The organism is Carboxydothermus pertinax (assembly GCF_001950255.1).
Lineage (GTDB): Bacteria > Bacillota > Z-2901 > Carboxydothermales > Carboxydothermaceae > Carboxydothermus > Carboxydothermus pertinax.
In genome coordinates this window covers 12,846-30,968 of sequence record NZ_BDJK01000036.1, presented here as the reverse complement: position 1 = coordinate 30,968, position 18,123 = coordinate 12,846, and the positions used below count along the sequence as shown (strand labels likewise).

Below are 18,123 nucleotides of genomic sequence, written 5' to 3'. Positions count from 1 at the left end.
GATGAATGCTCCGCAGAAAGCAAAAGACCTCGCCCCGCTACCCTATCGCCTTTTGGATGACGAGGAAAAGGTGCGAAAATTGGTGGCTTTAATTCGAGAAAAAGCCGCCGAGAGCCGAATGTTTAAACTTGCTATGGAATGTTGTACCAAATGCGGTGCGTGCATAAATGCCTGTCACTCGTACCTGGGAACTGAGGATCCTTATAATATACCGACCAAACGAGCCGATTTAGTGCGAAGTGTTTATAAGCAGGAAGTAATGCCACTATCAGGGGTTTTAGGGAAAGTGGCCGGGGGCATTGGGGTTAGTCCGGAGCTTCTGGAAAAATGGTTTACTTATTTTTACCAGTGTAACCAGTGCCGACGGTGTGCTCTGGTCTGCCCCTTTGGGATTGATACCGCTGAAGTTACGATAATGGCGAGGCAAATATTGGCAGAACTGGGGATGGTGCCGCGATTTACTGTTGGTATTGTCAAAAATATGGCCAATACCGGCAACAACATGGGGATTACCAAACCGGCCCTGTTAGATAGCTCTGAATTCCTTGAAGAAGAAATGTACGAAGAGACGGGTATAAAAATCCGCATTCCGGTTGATGAAGAGGCGGATGTTATGTATGTACCTTCTTCAGCGGACTTTTTTGTCAATACCAATACGATGATTGGTGTGGCCAAAATGTATCATGCAGCCGGTATCAAGTGGACTATTCCCAGTGAAATAATTGAAGCAGCTAACTTTGGCCTTTTCTTTGACGAAAAAGTGATGAAAGAGCACAATCGACGACTTTTAGATTGTGCCAAAAAATTAAAAGCTAAAAAGATTGTTCAGGGTGAATGCGGCCACGGCTGGCGGGCTGCCCGAATGTATACTGAAGGGTTAAACGGCCCTGTTGACGTGGAAATTCGCCATATTCATGAAGAAGCAGCGTATTTTATTGCCAAAGGGATTATAAAAGTTGATCCGGAGAAAAATGGCGATGTGATATACACCTACCACGACCCCTGTAATTTAGCCCGGGCAGGGGATATTATTGAGGAACCGCGCTTTATCCTGCGCCATGTAGTTAAAAATTTCGTGGAAATGACTCCAAACCGGGAGGAAAACTTCTGCTGCGGTGCCGGTTCCGGGCTCTTAATGGAAGAAATAATGGAAACTCGGATGAAGCTTGGTAAGATTAAAGCCGAACAGGTGAAAAAGACCGGCGCTGGCTATGTAGTAGCTCCCTGTTCCATTTGCAAAGCCCAATTACCACTGGTGTTTGAGTATTACAAGCTACCGGTGGAAATGTCGGGACTTATGGATTTGGTTGGAAAAGCAATTATTTTATAAAAAAATTTTAAGGGAGGTAGATGAAAATGGCACAAATTGAAATTGACGGCTTAGTTTTAAATGTGGACGAGGATGGGTTTATTGAAGACCCCTCTATCTGGAATGAGGAGATTGCTAAAGCTTTAGCCAAAACAGAAGACGTGCCGGAACTTACCGAAGATCATTGGAAAGTGATTAACTACATCCGTAACTATTATCTTCAGTACCAAATCGCTCCAATGATTAGAAAGCTCTGCAAAGATACTGGTTTTAGCTTAAAAGAAATTTATGAACTTTTCCCATCTGGTCCCGCTAAAGGCGCCTGTAAAATTGCTGGGCTTCCCAAACCTACGGGGTGCGTGTAAATGAAAACCTTTTTAACAGTGACGTGTTTAGTATCGATAGTGGGTATTATTGGTAAAATAGCTGGGCTTGTTAAAGCCAATCCCCCTCGGGACTTAGCTTGCCCCCGAGGGGATAGTTCCTATGGTGTATTTTACGCTCTTACCCTGGGAATGGCCCCCTGGGCAAAAGAAAGCACCCGCATCCATTTAATTCCATATTTGCGGGGAGTAGTCTTTCATCTGGGGATCTTTGCTTCCTTTATCACCCTTATCTTAGCTGTTTTAGGAGTAGATTTTACCGGTTTTGTTAGGGATGTTTTGTTAGTCTTAACTGGTTTTGGGCTTTTGGCCGGAATTGTTGGGATATTAGAGCGGTTGGCTAAGGCGGAAATGCAGAAGTTAAATACTCTCGATGATTATTTTTCGGTTTTACTGGTAACCTTGTTTGTTGCTGGAGCTTTTGCCTATGTTTTAAACTTTCACGGTCAAAGCTGGTTTTACTTGGTAACAGGGTTAATGTTTTTGTATTTACCCTTTAGTAAAATAACCCACTTTATTTACTTTTTTGCCAGCCGCTACTTTTTCGGCTTTGAGTTTGGTAAAAGGGGTGTTATAAAGCATTAGGGTTTTCCCTAATGCTTTATAAAAAAACAAAAATGTGAAAGTAAACACAAATAACAAGAAAAGAGTGGTTTTAAGACCCATAGCTCAAGGGTTTCAGCAAATAAGCCCATAAGGAAAATTTATAATGAAAAGGGGGAGGGTTATATAATGGGTGAAAAAAGTCAAAACTTATCCTGGTTGCCAAAGAAGGAAGCGTTGCCCGGAATCATTGTATGTGCTGTGATTGCAGCTTTGGCTTATCTCACCAATACTTTTGTTTACGGTAAAATCAGTCCTTTAATGTATGCTTTTCTCTATTCAATTATTTTAGGTAATGTAATTAAACTACCTAAATCGTTTAGTGCGGGCATTCTCTGGTGCTCAAGTAGCTGGCTACGATTTTCTATAGCCATGCTGGGTTTGACAATTAGCGCTTTGGCATGGTTGCAATTAGGTATTGTGGGAGTAATTCAAGTGCTTATTGTAATTGCTTTTGCGCTCTTTTTTGGAGTTTGGTTTGGGCGTAAGATGGGTTTAAGTCCTGAGTTGTCTATTTTAATGGGAGCTGGATGTTCCATCTGTGGTGCTACGGCAATTGCAGCTGTTGGACCGGTTATTAAAGCAAAGGACGAAGAACTAGGTATTGCCGTAGCAGCGGTTACTGTCTTTGGGTTAATAGCCATGATCCTTTATCCATTTTTGTTTCAGTCTACTGCTTTAGGTGATTTCTTGCATAAATCCCAGATTGCTTTTGGTATGTGGGCAGGCACTGGAATTCATGAGACGGCCCAGGTCATTCCAGCGGGTGCCCAGGTAGGGGAAAAAGCTGCGGCCATGGCTTTAGTTGCCAAGTCAGTCCGTATTTTTTCTATAGGGCCTGTTGTCTTGTTATGTGCTTATATTTTTAACCGGATTAAAGGTAGCAATGCTGCGGGAACGAAACAAGTGCGGTTGGGTATTCCTTCTTTTGCGATATTTTTCGTCTTATTCAGTTTAATTAATTCCCTGCTTCTTTACCTTCCTTCCACCAAGACGGCATGGAAGGATTTTTACACCGCCGTCCATTATGCTGATGTAATAAAAGTGTTCTTGGCGGTGGCTTTTGCGGGCGTTGGATTTAAGGTTCATTACAGCTCTATTCAAAAATTGGGGGTTAAATCATTTGTGGTCGGCATGATAGTCTCGGTTGCGGTAGGGGTACTGGCTTTGTTGTTAGTTAAGTTTATTTATATGCCCTATAGCGGTATTTAACATATTGCAAGTTATGGTAGCGAGGCAAAAAAGGATGGGGCTGCTAATACGCAGCCCTCATTTACCCTTTTTAAAGGATGGGGAGAAGATAATGAACCAAAGTGGTTTTGTAGTAGCTGCGGCAAGTGGAAGAAGCGGAAAAACTACAATTACTTTAGGGATATTACGAGCACTTGCTAAAAGAGGAATTAAAGTGCAACCGTTTAAAAAAGGTCCGGATTATATAGACTCAGGGTGGCATACTTTGGCGGCAGGAGAGCAGAGCCGAAACCTGGATCTTTTTTTACACGGCCGGGATGAAGTGGTTAGACATTATGAGCGTTATGCTAAGACTAGTATGCTTTCGGTAGTGGAAGGAAATATGGGGATTTTTGATGGTGTTGATGTTATAGGGTCAAACAGCACCGCAGAACTGGCAAAATTGTTAAATTTACCGGTGCTGCTGGTGGTAGATGCGACTAGAACTACCAGAACGTTGGCGGCAGTTGTTCGGGGGTTAATGGAGTTCGACCGGGATTTAAAAATTTTAGGCGTAGTGTTTAATAAAGTGGGTAGCCGGCGCCAGATTAAGCTTTTAGAAGAGGTGTTTAGCTACTACTGCCCAATTAAGATTTTAGGTTATATGCCCAAAATCAAAGAAAAAGGCGCAATATTGGAACGTCATCTTGGGCTTATTACTTGTGGAGAAGTCGAGGCTTCTCATGAACTTTTAGAATATTTAGCCCAGATAGTAGAGGAACACATTGACTTAGAACCGCTCGTTAGTTTGGCAAACTTTAAGATCGAAACCATTGATCAAAGCACTACTGGTACGGGTGAAGTTAAAATTGGGGTTTTTAAAAATGAAGCGTTTTGCTTTTATTACCCCGAAAATTTGGAATTGTTAGAAAAAGCTGGTGCCAAACTTATTTTTATAAATCCTTTTTCCGAGGAGTTGCCAGAGGATTTGGGAGGGTTATATATCGGAGGCGGTTTTCCGGAGCTTTACCTGGAAAAACTTGCCCGTAATACAAAACTTTTAAATCAGGTAAAAAAATATTCCCAAAAAGGCATGCCGGTTTATGCTGAATGCGGTGGTCTTATGTATTTATGTGATAAAATAGTTTTTAAAGGAAGCACCCATTATATGGCAGGCGTAATTCCGGCGGAATGCCAGATGACACCTAAGCCCCAGGGGCATGGTTATACCGAGGGAGAAATTATCATGAAAAACCCGTATTTTCCGCTGGGATACCGGTTAAAGGGACATGAATTTCATTATTCAAAACTTAGCCTCTATATGGAATTAACCTTTGGCTTAAACCTTCAAAGGGGTTATGGGATAATTAAAGGTCTAGATGGCTTTTGCTATAAAAACCTGTTTGCAGCATACACTCATTTTCACGCCTTAACTTATCCCCAGTGGGCAGAAAATTTTGTTAAAGTAGCTAAAAACTACCGGTTAAAAGGTGGGGGGAATAATGCTTCATTCGCAGCTTGTAATTTTTAAAGTGGTAGCTGAAACCAAAAATATTTCCACAGCCGCCAAAAGGCTTCACATGAGCCAGCCGGCAATTAGCTTGCAGATCCAGGCCTTGGAAAACGAGGTAGGTGTAAAGCTATTTGAGCGCTCCAATAAAGGGGTGCGCCTAACCGAGGCTGGACAAGTTTTTTACCAAAAAGTTCAGGACATTATAGATAGAATCCATGAAGCTTATGAACTGGCCAGAGATGCTGGTGGGGAAAAGAAAGGAAAACTTTATATTGGAGCTACGTTGACCATTGGCGAATATGTGCTGCCTAAGCTTTTAGCTTATTTTTATAAACTTTATCCGGAGATTGAGATGCGGGTGAAGATTGCCAACACCGATACCATTTATCATGACTTAGTGGAAAAAAACATTGATATTGGACTTATTGAGGGACCCATTGATGATGAGGAGCTTAAGGTGGAAAAGTTTTGGGAAGATGAGCTGGTGGTGGTAGTTCCCTACCACCATCTTTGGGGAAGTAAAGAGCGACTACCTGTGGCGGAGTTGATTAAAGAGCGGCTAATTTTGCGGGAGGAAGGGTCGGGAACAAGAAAAGTGCTGGAAATGGCCTTAAAGGAGCTGGGACTTGATATTAATGACTTAAACGTTACCATGGAGTTTAGCAGTACTCAAGCTATCAAGGAAGTTGTAGCAGCAGGGTTAGGGGTGACGATTGTTTCCGAGCTTACCGTGCGGCGGGATTGTGATTTGAAAATGTTTAAAAAACTAAGCCTGTTGGAAGCACCAATTAGAAGAAACCTATCCTTTGTTTTGACAAAAAGTTCTGCCCATGAGAAGCAAAAACAGCTATTCATAAACCTTTTAAGGAACAATGAACTTGTCGCCAAACTTATAAGCCAGGACCCTTGCGATTATGTACATCCGGTATAACCTCCCGCTTTTTATACTTAAAAGGAAAATTTAGAACTTTAATTAGAGTTAAATTGAAAAAATAAACTAGTCGGGGTTGGGCCCGACTTTTTTTGTGCAGGAAATTACCAAAAAGCGCGGAATTAAATAATAAATTAAGAGCAAAGCATAAAAGTCTGTCCCTAAGGAGGAGAAACGATGAAGGTATGTGCGGCAAGATGCAGTAGTTATCATTACCCGGAGATAGAAGCGGCAGTTAACGAGGTATTTTCCGAATTTGGCGGAATTGGGGCGTTTATTAAGCCCGGGGAGCGGGTCTTGATTAAGCCCAATATGCTGGAAGGGTTGCCGCCGGAGCGAGCGGTTACTACCCATCCGGAAGTTGTGCGGGCGGTAGTTCGCCATGTAAAAAAAGCCGGGGCTATTCCGCTGGTGGGGGATTCGCCGGGGACGGGGAATACCGAACGGGTTGCGGGAAGATGCGGGATTGCCCAGGTGTGCCAGGAAGAGGGGATAGAGCTTTTACCTTTTGCCGAGGCGAAAGATTATTCCTACCCCGAAGGTCGAACCATTAAAAGGTTTACACTGGCCAGGGAACTTTCCGAAGTAGATAAGGTTATATCGGTAGCTAAAATGAAAACTCATTCGTTTATGGGGATAACCGGTGGCATAAAAAATTTATTTGGCTTTAATGTTGCGACTACTAAGGCTCAATATCATTTGCGGATGCAAAAAAGGGATGATTTTGCGGCAATGCTAACGGATCTTGCCTTATTTATTAAACCGGTTTTCTTTTTGGTAGATGGAGTAGTAGGGATGGAAGGAAATGGGCCAAGAAACGGGAAACCCAAAAAGGCCGGGGTAATTTTAGGCGGTGACAATGGTTTTGCCGTAGATATGGTTATGACGAAGATGATGGGGTTTGAGGCGGATAAGATGCCGGTGGCAAGGACTGCTCTGGCCTGGGGGGTAGTGGCGCCGTTAAAGGAAATAGACGTTACCGGTAGCGGCAAAGATTTAACATTTAATTTTACACCTCCTGATAATATTGAATCGCTGGACGGACGGATTCCTTCGTTTTTAGTCCGAATCTTCCAAAATCAGTTTACGGCACGACCGGTAATGAATAATAACTGTACCGGCTGTGGCCGTTGTGCCCGGCACTGTCCACCAAAGGCCATAAAAATCGAGAATCGACGGGCGGTGGTGGATTACGAAAAGTGTATTCGCTGTTATTGCTGCCAGGAACTCTGCCCGGCCAATGCGGTTGAGTTAAAAGAAGGCTTTTTAATGCGGCTGTTTTCCAGGAAAAAGTAATAAAAACCCTCCCTTTCCGGAAAAAATAAAAAGAAAACGGGAGGCGGTTTTATGGATTATGACGACCGGGTGCATAACCTGATGGATAGCTTTAAGCAGGGCCTCATCAACCGAGAATCGGCGGTGCACATGTTATCCGAGTATTATGGTAATGAAATGGCCGATGAGATTTTAAAAAATTATTTTCAGTCCTGGGAAAATTTTATCAAAATGGAGGAGTAAGGAGAAAGCCGCAGATGCCAAAACCTCTGCGGCTTTTTGTTTACTGTAGGGCGGGCTTAAGACTGCATCTTATGCCTGCAGGGGTTTTACTGCCAACCTCAAACCTCTAAACCGGCCCTACAATACTTTATTTTCCTTTAAAACTTTAAGAGCCTGGCTTAAGTCGTCCGGGGCCACAAGGACGATAGGACCGGTGCAACCCATGCCGGTTTCGGCATAAATACCGTGTTGCCATAACAGCTTCTGGACATTTTCCAATTCTAAAACATCAATTCCGGCAATTTCTTTAGCAACCGGTTTTTTGGGTGGCATTTTTACCTCTTCTACTGCTTCGTTTTTCTCTACAGGTTTTACTAAATCAAGCAGTCCTGCTTTTTTAGCAGCTGCAATTTCTGCCTGAGCAACTTCTACAAGTCTACCCTGGGCCATGGCGGCGGCGTATTCAATAGCACCGGCAATTACCGGGGCGCCTGAAGCCCGGGAAATGATATTAATTATTTTGTTAAAGCCTTCTCCAATTCCCGGACCGTAGCCGTAGCCTAAAGCCTCGTAACTTCCACCGGTGGTGTAGGCGGAGAAGATTTTAATTAAGAGGTTGCCGGTTAAGCTATCGCAAACCATGACGTCGGGAGTACCGGCTAAAAGGTCATTGCCTCGCATGACTACTCCGCCATCTACCCGTTTAGATTCACTAAAAGCAATGGAGTAGCCTCGGTTTTGCAGTTCTTTTAAAATTCTTTCTACCTGCCGGGCACCGTCAACATTTAATATGCCAACCGTTGGATTTTTAATTCCGTAAGCTTTAGCTGCGGCAATGCCGTAAAGGGCGTTTTTAACCATACCTTCTACTCTATCGGGAGAAGAGGTGCCGGTAGTAGTGGCAATAAACATTTTCCGACCCCGGGCTGGGGTAACCACTAGGCCTACGGTGGAAGTACCGATGGGGAAGTTATAATGCATGGTAACAGCTGCTGTAAGCTCGCCAGCATCTAGCATCTTTTCCATGACCTTGTGGCTTTCCTTCTCTTCGCTTACAACTACTTTAGTAAGATTGGTTTCCGCGTCTTCTGGACCAATAACCACCACTTCAACTCCGGGAAGATTTTGGGCGGCCATTTCGGCACCTTTTAACACTTCAAGCACCCCGTGTTCACTGCCCAGAAGGGTGATACCTACCCGGATGTTTTTAAGAGCCCGCCCGGTGGCTATAACTTCCGCCGCTTCATTTAACACTTCCGCAATTAATTTTTTTACCTGCTCCATTTATTTGTACCCCCTTAGGAAAGAAGGCCTTTAGCCATTTCCCGTAAATACTCCGCGACCATTTCCCGAACGGTTTCCTTAGTAAAGTCGGTAGTTTTTTCGACCTTACCGGGGTTCTTCTCAATTAAAAGCGACAAACCGTCAAACAGGTTGGTCATTCGGGCCAGGAATAAACTACCTTTACCGATAACCATAGCCGAAGAAATCTTACCTTCTAAGAGTGCATCTCTAAAGAACCCAAGGGCCGGGACTCCGGAAGGAATGTGACCTTGAGTGGGAGCAAAGCCGGGTAATCCGTGTTTTTCCACGAACTTGGGTATATCGGCCCGGCCAATCTCTCCGGCCATAACCGCCAGAGCGCCAATCATCTTGTAGTTTGCTTCCGGTACGTTGCCGGCGCCGGCCGGTTCGGTAAGTTCGGGGTTTTGCATTTCTACGGAATAGTAGTCAATTTCGGTAATCTTCCGTCCAAGCTTTGCCAGGGGTTCGGAAACCAAGGCTTTCATTACCTGTTGCGGAGAAGCGCCGCTACCGATATTGTGTTTTCCGATAACGTCTAAACGAATGATGGGATTTACGCCGTCGTTTTCCGAGACTAACACCGCAAAAGCTCCCAGCATGTCTTCTAAAACCGGCATTCCTTTGTTGACGTGGTCCTTGCCGTTCATTCCGAGTTTGGCAACGGCACCGCCACCCACCACGATGACGTTTTTAAAAGTGCCGGCTTCAATTAAGGAGGCAGCGTGTAAGAGAGCATGGGTAGGGCCAGCGCAAAAGCCGCGCACGTCGGAGCCGTTGGCGTTTACCAAACCGGCAATTTCACCAATAGCTTTAGCAAAGTTACCGCCACCTCTTTGGTTCATGTCACCGCAGGCTTCTTCGGAACATTCAATAATGTAATCTACTTTCGCTGGATTAATTCCGGTATTGGCTAAAAGATGGAGGACTGCTAAAATACCCGATGCTTTTACCACAAGGTTTTCTAACATAATATGGGCCGATAAGTTTTCGTCAATTTCATGGGCCTGCCGCACGCAACCTACTAGTTTTTGCCCAAGGTACAGTCCTTCAGCAGTATGGGAGGCTACTAACTTTTCAATTTCTCCCGGGGGTTTGGCGTTTGTAAGGCGGGCAAGCAGTTGTTCGTTTATTAGCTTATGTTTGGCAAGTTTTTCTTTGACTTCTTCCTGAAAACTTTCTTCCAGGATAACGAGGTCAAAGGCGTCGGCTATTTTTAAGAGTCCGTAAAATTCGTCTTCCGGCATGATTTCGCCGTACTTACCAAAACGAGAAGTTTCATTAATGGGGTTTGTGTACCAGGGGCGGGGAATGGTTTTTAACTCCTCAAGACCGATATTACCGATGTAAGCCTGGTTTGGGGCGTAAGCTAAAGCATCGTTATACTTCCGTAAATGTTCGGGAAGGTTTTTCAGGTATTCCGAATCGGGGTTTTTTAGCCTTTCAACCGTCTGGGTGGTTCCGTTGTGGTATAAGATGTTAGGAGCATGAATGAGGCACTGGCCAACACCTTTTAAGACTGGCATAATTATAACCTCCGTTTGTCAAAATTATTTTTATATCTTAAGCCCAGATAATGGGCTTGTTTTCTAAATTTGGGGAGCAGGCTAAAGACCCGCTCCCGAGATTTTTTATTCAAATACCGTTTGTCCTTCCACTTCGGTGGTAAGAGCCCTTAATGCTTTTTCCACAAGTTTTCTTCTTAAAGCTTTTTCCTCATCTGCTGGAAGGGTAGGGTTGCCCAGAGGATGCGGAATTGCTATTGTTGGGACTATCCGGTTAGCACCCACGGTTTTACTGATGGGAACGATGGTGCACATGTGAACTACGGGAATACCGGCCCGTTCAATTTCCTTGACCATCGCTGCACCGCAGCGAGTGCAGGTACCTCAGGTGGAGGTAAGAATGACCGCATCTACTCCGGAAGCTTTTAAATCAGCAGCAATGGCCTGACCGAATTTAGCAGCATTGGCCACAGAAGTACCGTTACCAACGGTAGCATAGTAGTAATCGTGCAGCTTTCCGATTTTGCCTTCTGCTTCTATTTCCCTTAAAACGTCGACCGGTAAAACTCTGTCGGCGTCTTGATTGGCGTAAACCGGATCATAGCCGCCATGGGCGGTCTCAAAGGTATCGCTGGTTAAATTTTTTACGCCAGCGAGAGAGTATTTACCGAACTTTGAAGCTGACGACGATTCAATCCGGTCGGGATTGCCCTTGGGAACAATACCTCCGGAGGTTACCAAAGCTATGGTAGCTTGGCTAAGGTCTTTTATGGCGGGATTGGGAGAAACCCGGTCAAAAGCCGGCATAGGAAGTTCGGTAGTAAAGCTTTCGCCTTTAATTTTGGCTACTAGCATGTCTACTGCCCGCTTAGCTCCTCGCTCCTGGGCAAAATAATTTTTCCTAATACCCCTGGCAATGTAGCCTTCTTGCTCTGGGGTACCGATTTCTTCTTTCTTTAGGAGTTTTAAACCTAAAGCGGCCATTTTAGGAATAGCGTTTCGCATACCAATGGCTGAATCGGCGGTAGCAATGATATAAACAGACTTCTTATACATGTCGGTACCGGGGTTTTCAGGATACATACCGGTTACGGCAGGAATACCAAGATTTTTTACCACTGCTTCGGCAACCGCACCGCAGGCGGTACCGTAGCGGCCGGCGTTAAAAGCAGGTCCGGCGACCACTAAGTCAGGATTATATTCCTTGATCATTGCGATGATTTGCCTAAGAGCCTCTTCCATGTTTTCGGCAAAATAGCTGTCACCGCAGATAACGGTACCGACAACTTCCGCTTCTCCTTTAAATGCACCATTTAAAGCGGTACCAGGGCCTACGGGACCGTCTTTTTTGAGCGGAGCAATATCTGCTTTATCTTCGCCGCCTATTTGCCCAAAAAACTGGTTTAAATAGTGGATAACGCGGAATTTGGACACAAGACTACCTCCTTTTACCTGAAGGGGCTAAAACTTGCTACCTTCTTCTCTCATTTTGGAAACTTCGGCGGCCAAAGCATTTACATCTAATACCATTTCCATCATAGCGGCCTGCTCTTCATAAACAGCCGGATCGATTTCGGCTTTAATTTCGGGCTCTAAAATGTGGTAGACCCGGAGTCCCAACGAGACCCCTGCTAAAGGACCTGCATAGGTAGGATCGCCCAGAGTAACAGTTTCAGCAGCTAAAGAGGCGGTGTCCGGTTCAGCTGCTCCTAAAAGAACAACAATATTTTCACCGCCTAATTCTTCCGCTAATTCTTTAATCCGGGCTTGGTTTTGCAGGTCCATAGTACCGGCAGCAGTTCAGACGAAGCACTCGGTAGTGGCAAACACCACTTCTGCTCCGGCACTCTTGGCACATTCTGCAATTGCGGGACCGGGAACGCCGTCACGGTCACCTACCGCTATGACTTTTTTACCAGCCAAAATTGCCATACTAAACTCCTCCTTTAGTTTTTATAGTGGCCTGTCGTTAGTGGTTGGGCTTTTCCCACCACCTACCACTTACCACCTGCGGACATTAATATCCTTTTGCGGTTAATTGGTTAAAGCCAACTTCTGAGGTGGCGCCGGTGATTGCCTGAATTTCCACTTCGATGCTGCCGTCGGACCGTAAGGAACCGGCAAAGCCTCCGGCAATGACATCAACAACTTCCACATGACCGATTACGGTATCCAGCTTGGGCAGAACAATGGTTTCGTTAGCGTTACCGGCGGTAACCACGGCATTGGCTTCGGGAGTGATATCGGCCAGCGATTGGGAGCTGCCGTCTCTACCGGCGTATTCGTCGGTGATAAGGACCGTTTTAATGCCTTTTTGTTCTAATTTTCGGCAGTTCATTACCAGGTCAGCGTCAGGGTTACCAAAGCCTTCTTCGGAGATAATTGCCGCATCAATGCCGAGCATTTCAGCAAGCTTAGCGGTGTAGCTGGAGGAACGCTCTTTATCGGTTAAGGTAACGTTTTCGTTGGTAATGATGACGCCCACAAAGTTTATATCTTTGCCGTGGCGGGCAAATAATTCTTCAATTACAGGGTTATTCATGTGCACGTAAGTAGTGTTTTTGTCACAGGCGGAAACACAGTTACCGCTGACAATTGCTCCGTCGAAAACTTCGGTGGGGGAGATAAGAGTAGGGAGAATCCTTTTAGCATCAACACCATAAACATATGTGTCGTGTAAAAGCCCCTGGGTTTGGAGCATGTAGACATAAGCTACTTTCGGTAGACCCGGGTATTTATTTGCGGCTTCGAGTAAGGGGGCTACTTCATAGGTGACTTCTTCATCGGGAGCTACATTTCTACCGGCTTCACCCAGGTACGCGGCAGCTTTAAAACCTGCTAACCGGACAACCCTTTCATGTTCGTGCTGGGACAGTCCTTCCACCGGTTCGACTTTAACAACGATGTTATAAGTTTTCGAAAAAGGAGTGTATTTCGCTCCAGGACCGGTCATATCGATAATACCTTCCTGGAAACCTACAATTTTACCAGTGGTAATTACTGCCGCGCCTTTTAAAACATGGGTCCGGCCGCTACCCACCATCTCTATTTTCCCTAAAAAGCCGGGAAAGATATTGCCAGGGCCTTCTACTTTAACCCGGGGCTCGATTACATCTTTTACCGGTACAATCCTGACCGATTCTCCCGGGCGGGCTAAAAACAGTTCGACCGAGCTAATTTGGTTATCTTCTTTTAAAAGGGCGGTGAGCTCATCTTTGTTAACATATAAAATTCCGTTTTCAACTTTTGTATTAGGGCCAAACTCAACCCCTTTAATTTGAATCTTGCCAAGGGTAAGCCGCATTTTATCCCTCCTTAGCCGATAATGGCACGAATTTTTTCTTCAATTTCTGCGCGGCCAAAGTTGCCCTGTAGTTGATCTACAAGCTCTCCGTTTTTGTAAAACTGGAAGGTAGGAAGGCTCATAACTTTGAGCTGAATAGCCAGCCTCCGGTTTTCGGCAGTGTTTAATTTGGTAAACTTCATTTTGCCCGCATAGATTTCAGCCAATTCTTCGACTACTGGCATTAAGCCCATGCAGGGTACACACCGGGGGCCCCAGAAGTCCACCAGGACCGGAAGCTCGCTTTTTAAAACCTCCTCTTCAAAATTGTCTTTGTTTACTTCAATTAAGTTGCCTGCCATATAATCACCTCCTTTACTTGATGCATTCTTCAAGATATTTTTCCGCATGATAGGCGGCAATGGCCCCGTCAGCAGCCGCAGTAACCACCTGCCGTAAAAGTTTTTGCCGGACATCTCCGGCAGCATAGACTCCCGGGATATTAGTGCGCATATTTTCATCGGTAATAATATACCCGCGTTCGTCTAAGGTTACTAAGCTTTTGACAAATTCGGTGTTGGGTTCAAGGCCGACATAGATAAAAATGCCGTCAATTTCTTTTTCAAAAACTTCGCCGGTGACGACATTTTTAAGGCGGACTTTTTCAACTACATCGGTACCAATAATTTCTTCAACTACGGTATTCCAGAGAATTTCCAGTTTTTCGTTAGCAAAAGCCCTTTCCTGGAGAACTTTGGTGGCTCTCAAGGTATCGCGGCGATGGACGAGAGTTACTTTTTCAGCAAACTTGGTGAGGTAGCAGGCTTCTTCTACTGCTGAGTCGCCGCCGCCTACGACCATGACGTTAGCGCCTTCGTAAAAGGCAGCGTCACAGGTGGCACAGTAGGAGACCCCGCGAGCTCTAAATTCTAACTCACCCGGACAACCGAGAAGTTTAGGTGCGGCACCGGAAGCGATAATAACAACTTTCGCAATTAAATCGCCTTTAGTGGTTTTGACAATCCGGTCATCTCCTTGAAGTTCTATGGCCTTGACTTCTGCATTAAGTTTTTTGGCGCCAAATCTTTGAGCTTGCTGTTCCATTTGCTGGGTTAAGTCTGGTCCTGGAATGCCGCGGGCAAAACCGGGGTAATTTTCAATCTCATCGGTAGTGGCAGCTTGACCGCCGGTAGAAAGCTTTTCGATATAAAGGGTGGAAAGCTTACTCCGGGCGCTGTAGAGAGCAGCAGACAATCCTGCTGGACCTGCCCCGATGATAATCACGTCATATCTTTCCATGGACACTCCTCCTTCTTTTAAAGCTTTATATAATAAGACCCAGGCTGGTCAAAAAACTTTTAAAAAAGTCCAGGTCTATGACAGCAAAGTCATCTAAAAATAGCTCTGTCTCCTTAGGGCGAGGGCGTTTGGTTAAAAGTTCTAGTGTTTTAAAATAACTGTTTTCAGCTATTAAGATGGAGTTAAAATCTATCTCTTGCTCTAGGTGATCTACAACTACAGTTTTATAAGGGGTTTGGTTGGGTTTAATACTTCCTGTTAAAGGATGGGTTAAAAGTTTATGGCCGAAATGACAGAGGTCGCGAACTTTTTCCAGGACGTCCTCGGTAAAGCCATCTACCCATAAAAGGGAAAATCTTTTATTAAGCTGGTACTTTTGTATATATTCTTTTACTTTTGGGTTGTTTGTAATCACGATCATTTCGATTTCCTCCAAGGAAATGACTTAATATGCTCCTGCGGTACTAAAAAGAAAAGGACAGAGGCCAATTTTATTACCGACCTCTGTCCCTAAGACCTGAGAGATTCCCGGGGAAATCCCGGGTTACTCCTTTGGTGCCGCCAACTGCGGACTCTCCAGAGTCCCGTCCGGTTGCGGTCCTTTTGCCTGAGAGTTTCGGTTTCCCTTGCTCCTTCGGCGCCCCTATAAAGGGGTCTCTCCCGCCACCATCATTCAGGAAATTTCACTATTAATTTGGGGGGATGGAGAAAAAATTATACAGGGGGAGAAAGAAAAGTTTTCTTAACTTTTCAATTGCTATTATAATATATTCGTGATAAATTACACAAGTCCTTTTCTAAAAAATATTTTTTTCGACAAAATTCGAAGTTTTTATCTTGTGAATATTAAGAAAATGGCGAAAAAAAGCTGTTAATGACTTTTTAAAATGTGATAAAAAGTGCAAAAAGTTCCTTTATGTACAAATAAAATATGCAATCTGATTTACCTAAAGTTAACAAATTTTCTCTTAAGGATTTGAAAAATAATTAAAGGAAAATGCTAATCGGTACCGAATTAATTTTTAAAGACAAAAAAGCTTTTAATCGTTTAAAGGAGGGTTAGGATGGCGGGAGAACTTAAAGTTGGCTTGGAAGGGCGAGCAAGCACTACAGTTAGGCCTGAAAACACCGCTTTATCGGTAAAAAGCGGAAGTTTAGAGGTGTTTGCCACGCCAATGATGATAGCTTTAATGGAAGAAGCTTCGGTAAAGGCGGTGGAAGATTTTTTAAATCCCGGGGAAACTACCGTGGGAACAAAAGTGGAAGTAAGCCATTTAAAAGCAACTCCCCTGGGGGCTAAAGTAGAAGCTGTGGCCAGATTGGTTGCTATAGACGGACGCCGACTTACTTTTTTAGTTGAGGCTTTTGATGAGCAGGGGAAAATTGGGGAAGGACGGCACGAGAGAGTATGCGTAAATATTGAAAAATTTTTGGGGAAACTAAATTCAAAAGAAAAATAAACGAACTTGGAAGAAAAATAAAGTTAATGAAAGTTATTACAATATCTATAGAAATATTTCAAAAATTTAAAAATTTAAGAAGGAATTTTGGTATATTAATCGAATATATTAATAATTGATGTCCAAAGTAGTTAGCAAAGGCTTTTTTAATAATAATTAATAATAAAAAACTAGAAAGGAAGGGAAAGGAAATGAAGAGCGATATCGAAATCGCCCAGGAGGCAAAACTTGAGCCCATAGTTAAGATTGCTGAAAAGCTGGGGCTTACCGAAGATGACATTGAGATGTATGGGAAGTACAAAGCCAAAATTGCAGCGCATGTTTGGGATAAGATTAAAGACCGCCCAGATGGTAAATTAATACTGGTCACTGCTATAAATCCTACCCCTGCTGGAGAAGGAAAGACCACAACCACTGTGGGTTTAGGTGATGCTTTAAACCGCTTAGGAAAGAAAACTATTATTGCTTTACGGGAACCTTCTTTAGGTCCTAGCTTTGGGGTAAAGGGTGGTGCTGCTGGGGGTGGTTATGCCCAGGTAGTGCCAATGGAAGACATTAACCTCCACTTTACTGGAGACCTGCACGCGATCACTACTGCTCATAACCTTTTAGCGGCAATGATCGATAATCACATCCACCAGGGAAACGAGTTGGGCATTGACCCGAGACGGGTGGTCTGGCGGAGAGTGGTGGACTTAAACGACCGGGCGTTAAGAAAAGTAGTTATCGGCCTTGGCGGACCGGCTCAAGGAGTACCCCGGGAGACAGGCTTTGACATTACTGTGGCGTCAGAAATTATGGCGATCCTTTGCCTTGCCTCCGACCTCATGGACTTAAAAGAAAGGTTTAATAGAATTTTAATTGGTTATACATACGACCAGAAGCCGGTATATGTCCGGGACTTGAAAGCTGCTGGAGCTATGACCGTATTAATGAAAGATGCCATTAAACCAAACTTAGTTCAGACTTTAGAACATACCCCAGCTTTTGTGCACGGTGGGCCCTTTGCCAACATTGCCCATGGCACCAACTCCATCCAGGCAGATAAGATTGCCTTAAAACTTGCTGATTACCTTGTAACCGAGGCAGGCTTTGGTGCTGACCTTGGCGCTGAAAAGTTCTTCAACGTTGTTTGCCGGTTTGCCGGCTTTAAGCCTTCAGCGGTAGTTATTGTGGCAACGGTGCGGGCGCTTAAATATAACGGAGGAGTACCGAAAGTAGAACTCAATAAAGAAAACTTGGAAGCTTTAGAAAGGGGTTTTGCTAACCTTGAAAAGCATATAGAAAATATTGGCAAGTTTGGGTTACCTGCAGTAGTAGCAATTAACCGCTTCCCCACTGATACCGATGCTGAGCTTAACAAACTTAAAGAGCTTATTGAAGCTTCGGGGGCGGAGTTTGCTCTCTCGGAAGTATGGGCTAAGGGTGGTGAAGGTGGTATTGAACTAGCCCAAAAAGTTCTTAAAGTAATTGAAGAAAAGCCGGCGAACTTCCGCTTCCTCTATGACTTAGAAATGTCAATTAAGCAAAAGATAGAAACCATTGCCCGGGAAATTTACGGCGCTGATGGGGTAAACTTCACTGCAGAAGCTGAAAAAACCCTGGCTAAATTTGAGGAAATGGGCTTTGGCAATATGCCGGTGATTATGGCCAAGACCCAGTACTCCTTATCCGATGACCCGACTAAGCTTGGAAGACCTACCGGCTTTACTATCACCGTCCGGGAGCTTCGGGCATCGGTGGGGGCTGGTTTCATTGTAGCGATTACCGGGGACATTATGACCATGCCCGGGCTTCCTAAGCGGCCAGCAGCGGAAGTTATTGACATTGATGCTAATGGTAAAATCACTGGGTTATTCTAAACGTAA

18 protein-coding genes and 2 riboswitches are annotated in these 18,123 nt (G+C 44.4%); of the genes, 10 read left to right on the top strand and 8 right to left on the bottom strand.

Features of this window, described 5'->3' with window-relative positions; translation table 11 throughout:
* Position 1 precedes the first annotated feature (1 nt).
* The 8 genes from cpu_RS08925 (at position 2) to cpu_RS13670 (ending at position 7,427) form a co-directional block, all read left to right on the top strand.
* Positions 2-1,330, top strand: coding sequence for a (Fe-S)-binding protein (locus cpu_RS08925; RefSeq protein WP_075859667.1), 1,329 nt, complete (start codon positions 2-4; stop codon positions 1,328-1,330).
* Positions 1,331-1,356: 26 nt separating this feature from the next.
* A complete protein-coding gene (locus cpu_RS08920) occupies positions 1,357-1,674 on the top strand; it encodes a TusE/DsrC/DsvC family sulfur relay protein (protein WP_075859666.1) in 318 nt (105 codons plus the stop codon).
* Positions 1,675-2,277 carry a hypothetical protein gene (locus cpu_RS08915; protein WP_075859665.1) on the top strand — a complete coding sequence of 201 codons (603 nt, stop codon included), beginning with the start codon at positions 1,675-1,677 and terminating at the stop codon, positions 2,275-2,277.
* A 147-nt stretch (positions 2,278-2,424) separates the two neighbouring features.
* The gene (locus tag cpu_RS08910; RefSeq protein WP_075859664.1) at positions 2,425-3,507 is read left to right on the top strand and encodes a YeiH family protein; all 1,083 of its coding nucleotides are present in this window, start codon (positions 2,425-2,427) and stop codon (positions 3,505-3,507) included.
* A 91-nt stretch (positions 3,508-3,598) separates the two neighbouring features.
* Entirely contained in the window at positions 3,599-4,996 is a 1,398-nt protein-coding gene (locus tag cpu_RS08905) for a cobyrinic acid a,c-diamide synthase CobB (protein WP_075859663.1), read from the top strand.
* A complete protein-coding gene (locus cpu_RS08900) occupies positions 4,968-5,909 on the top strand; it encodes a selenium metabolism-associated LysR family transcriptional regulator (RefSeq protein ID WP_075859662.1) in 942 nt (313 codons plus the stop codon). The genes cpu_RS08905 and cpu_RS08900 overlap by 29 nt, the downstream gene beginning before the upstream one ends.
* Before the next feature lie 177 nt (positions 5,910-6,086).
* A complete protein-coding gene (locus cpu_RS08895) occupies positions 6,087-7,205 on the top strand; it encodes a DUF362 domain-containing protein (protein WP_075859661.1) in 1,119 nt (372 codons plus the stop codon).
* A gap of 51 nt (positions 7,206-7,256) precedes the next feature.
* On the top strand, positions 7,257-7,427 hold the full coding sequence (locus cpu_RS13670) for a hypothetical protein (protein ID WP_154652707.1): 171 nt from the start codon (positions 7,257-7,259) through the stop codon (positions 7,425-7,427).
* Between the two features lie 117 nt (positions 7,428-7,544).
* Here cpu_RS13670 and grdD read toward each other — a convergent pair whose 3' ends face one another.
* The 8 genes from grdD to cpu_RS08845 all read right to left on the bottom strand — a co-directional run bounded on the left by grdD (position 7,545) and on the right by cpu_RS08845 (position 15,216).
* On the bottom strand, positions 7,545-8,690 hold the full coding sequence (gene grdD, locus cpu_RS08890; protein WP_075859660.1) for a glycine/sarcosine/betaine reductase complex component C subunit alpha: 1,146 nt from the start codon (positions 8,688-8,690) through the stop codon (positions 7,545-7,547).
* 14 nt (positions 8,691-8,704) lie between these two features.
* The gene (gene grdC, locus cpu_RS08885) at positions 8,705-10,234 is read right to left on the bottom strand and encodes a glycine/sarcosine/betaine reductase complex component C subunit beta (RefSeq protein ID WP_075859659.1); all 1,530 of its coding nucleotides are present in this window, start codon (positions 10,232-10,234) and stop codon (positions 8,705-8,707) included.
* A gap of 105 nt (positions 10,235-10,339) precedes the next feature.
* Positions 10,340-11,647 carry a glycine reductase complex selenoprotein B gene (gene grdB / locus cpu_RS08875; protein WP_080506170.1) on the bottom strand — a complete coding sequence of 436 codons (1,308 nt, stop codon included), beginning with the start codon at positions 11,645-11,647 and terminating at the stop codon, positions 10,340-10,342.
* A 27-nt stretch (positions 11,648-11,674) separates the two neighbouring features.
* Positions 11,675-12,145, bottom strand: a complete 471-nt coding sequence (grdA, locus tag cpu_RS08870) for a glycine/sarcosine/betaine reductase complex selenoprotein A (protein WP_077177269.1) — start codon at positions 12,143-12,145, stop codon at positions 11,675-11,677.
* Between the two features lie 85 nt (positions 12,146-12,230).
* Positions 12,231-13,517: a glycine/sarcosine/betaine reductase component B subunit gene (locus cpu_RS08860; RefSeq protein WP_075859655.1), complete on the bottom strand. Its 1,287-nt coding sequence runs from the start codon at positions 13,515-13,517 to the stop codon at positions 12,231-12,233.
* 11 nt (positions 13,518-13,528) lie between these two features.
* Complete coding sequence (locus tag cpu_RS08855; protein WP_075859654.1) at positions 13,529-13,858, bottom strand: thioredoxin family protein; 330 nt, start codon at positions 13,856-13,858, stop codon at positions 13,529-13,531.
* A gap of 13 nt (positions 13,859-13,871) precedes the next feature.
* Positions 13,872-14,795 carry a thioredoxin-disulfide reductase gene (gene trxB, locus cpu_RS08850; protein WP_075859653.1) on the bottom strand — a complete coding sequence of 308 codons (924 nt, stop codon included), beginning with the start codon at positions 14,793-14,795 and terminating at the stop codon, positions 13,872-13,874.
* Between the two features lie 25 nt (positions 14,796-14,820).
* Positions 14,821-15,216 carry a GrdX family protein gene (locus cpu_RS08845; protein ID WP_075859652.1) on the bottom strand — a complete coding sequence of 132 codons (396 nt, stop codon included), beginning with the start codon at positions 15,214-15,216 and terminating at the stop codon, positions 14,821-14,823.
* Between the two features lie 73 nt (positions 15,217-15,289).
* A riboswitch (glycine riboswitch) is annotated at positions 15,290-15,380 on the bottom strand.
* Positions 15,381-15,468, bottom strand: a riboswitch (glycine riboswitch). It abuts the riboswitch before it with no gap.
* 391 nt (positions 15,469-15,859) lie between these two features.
* Between cpu_RS08845 and cpu_RS08840 the strand changes: the two genes are divergently transcribed.
* Complete coding sequence (locus cpu_RS08840; protein WP_075859651.1) at positions 15,860-16,255, top strand: thioesterase family protein; 396 nt, start codon at positions 15,860-15,862, stop codon at positions 16,253-16,255.
* A gap of 191 nt (positions 16,256-16,446) precedes the next feature.
* Positions 16,447-18,117 (top strand): formate--tetrahydrofolate ligase, encoded by a 1,671-nt coding sequence (locus cpu_RS08835; protein WP_075859650.1) that lies wholly within the window; start codon positions 16,447-16,449, stop codon positions 18,115-18,117.
* Positions 18,118-18,123: the final 6 nt, after the last annotated feature.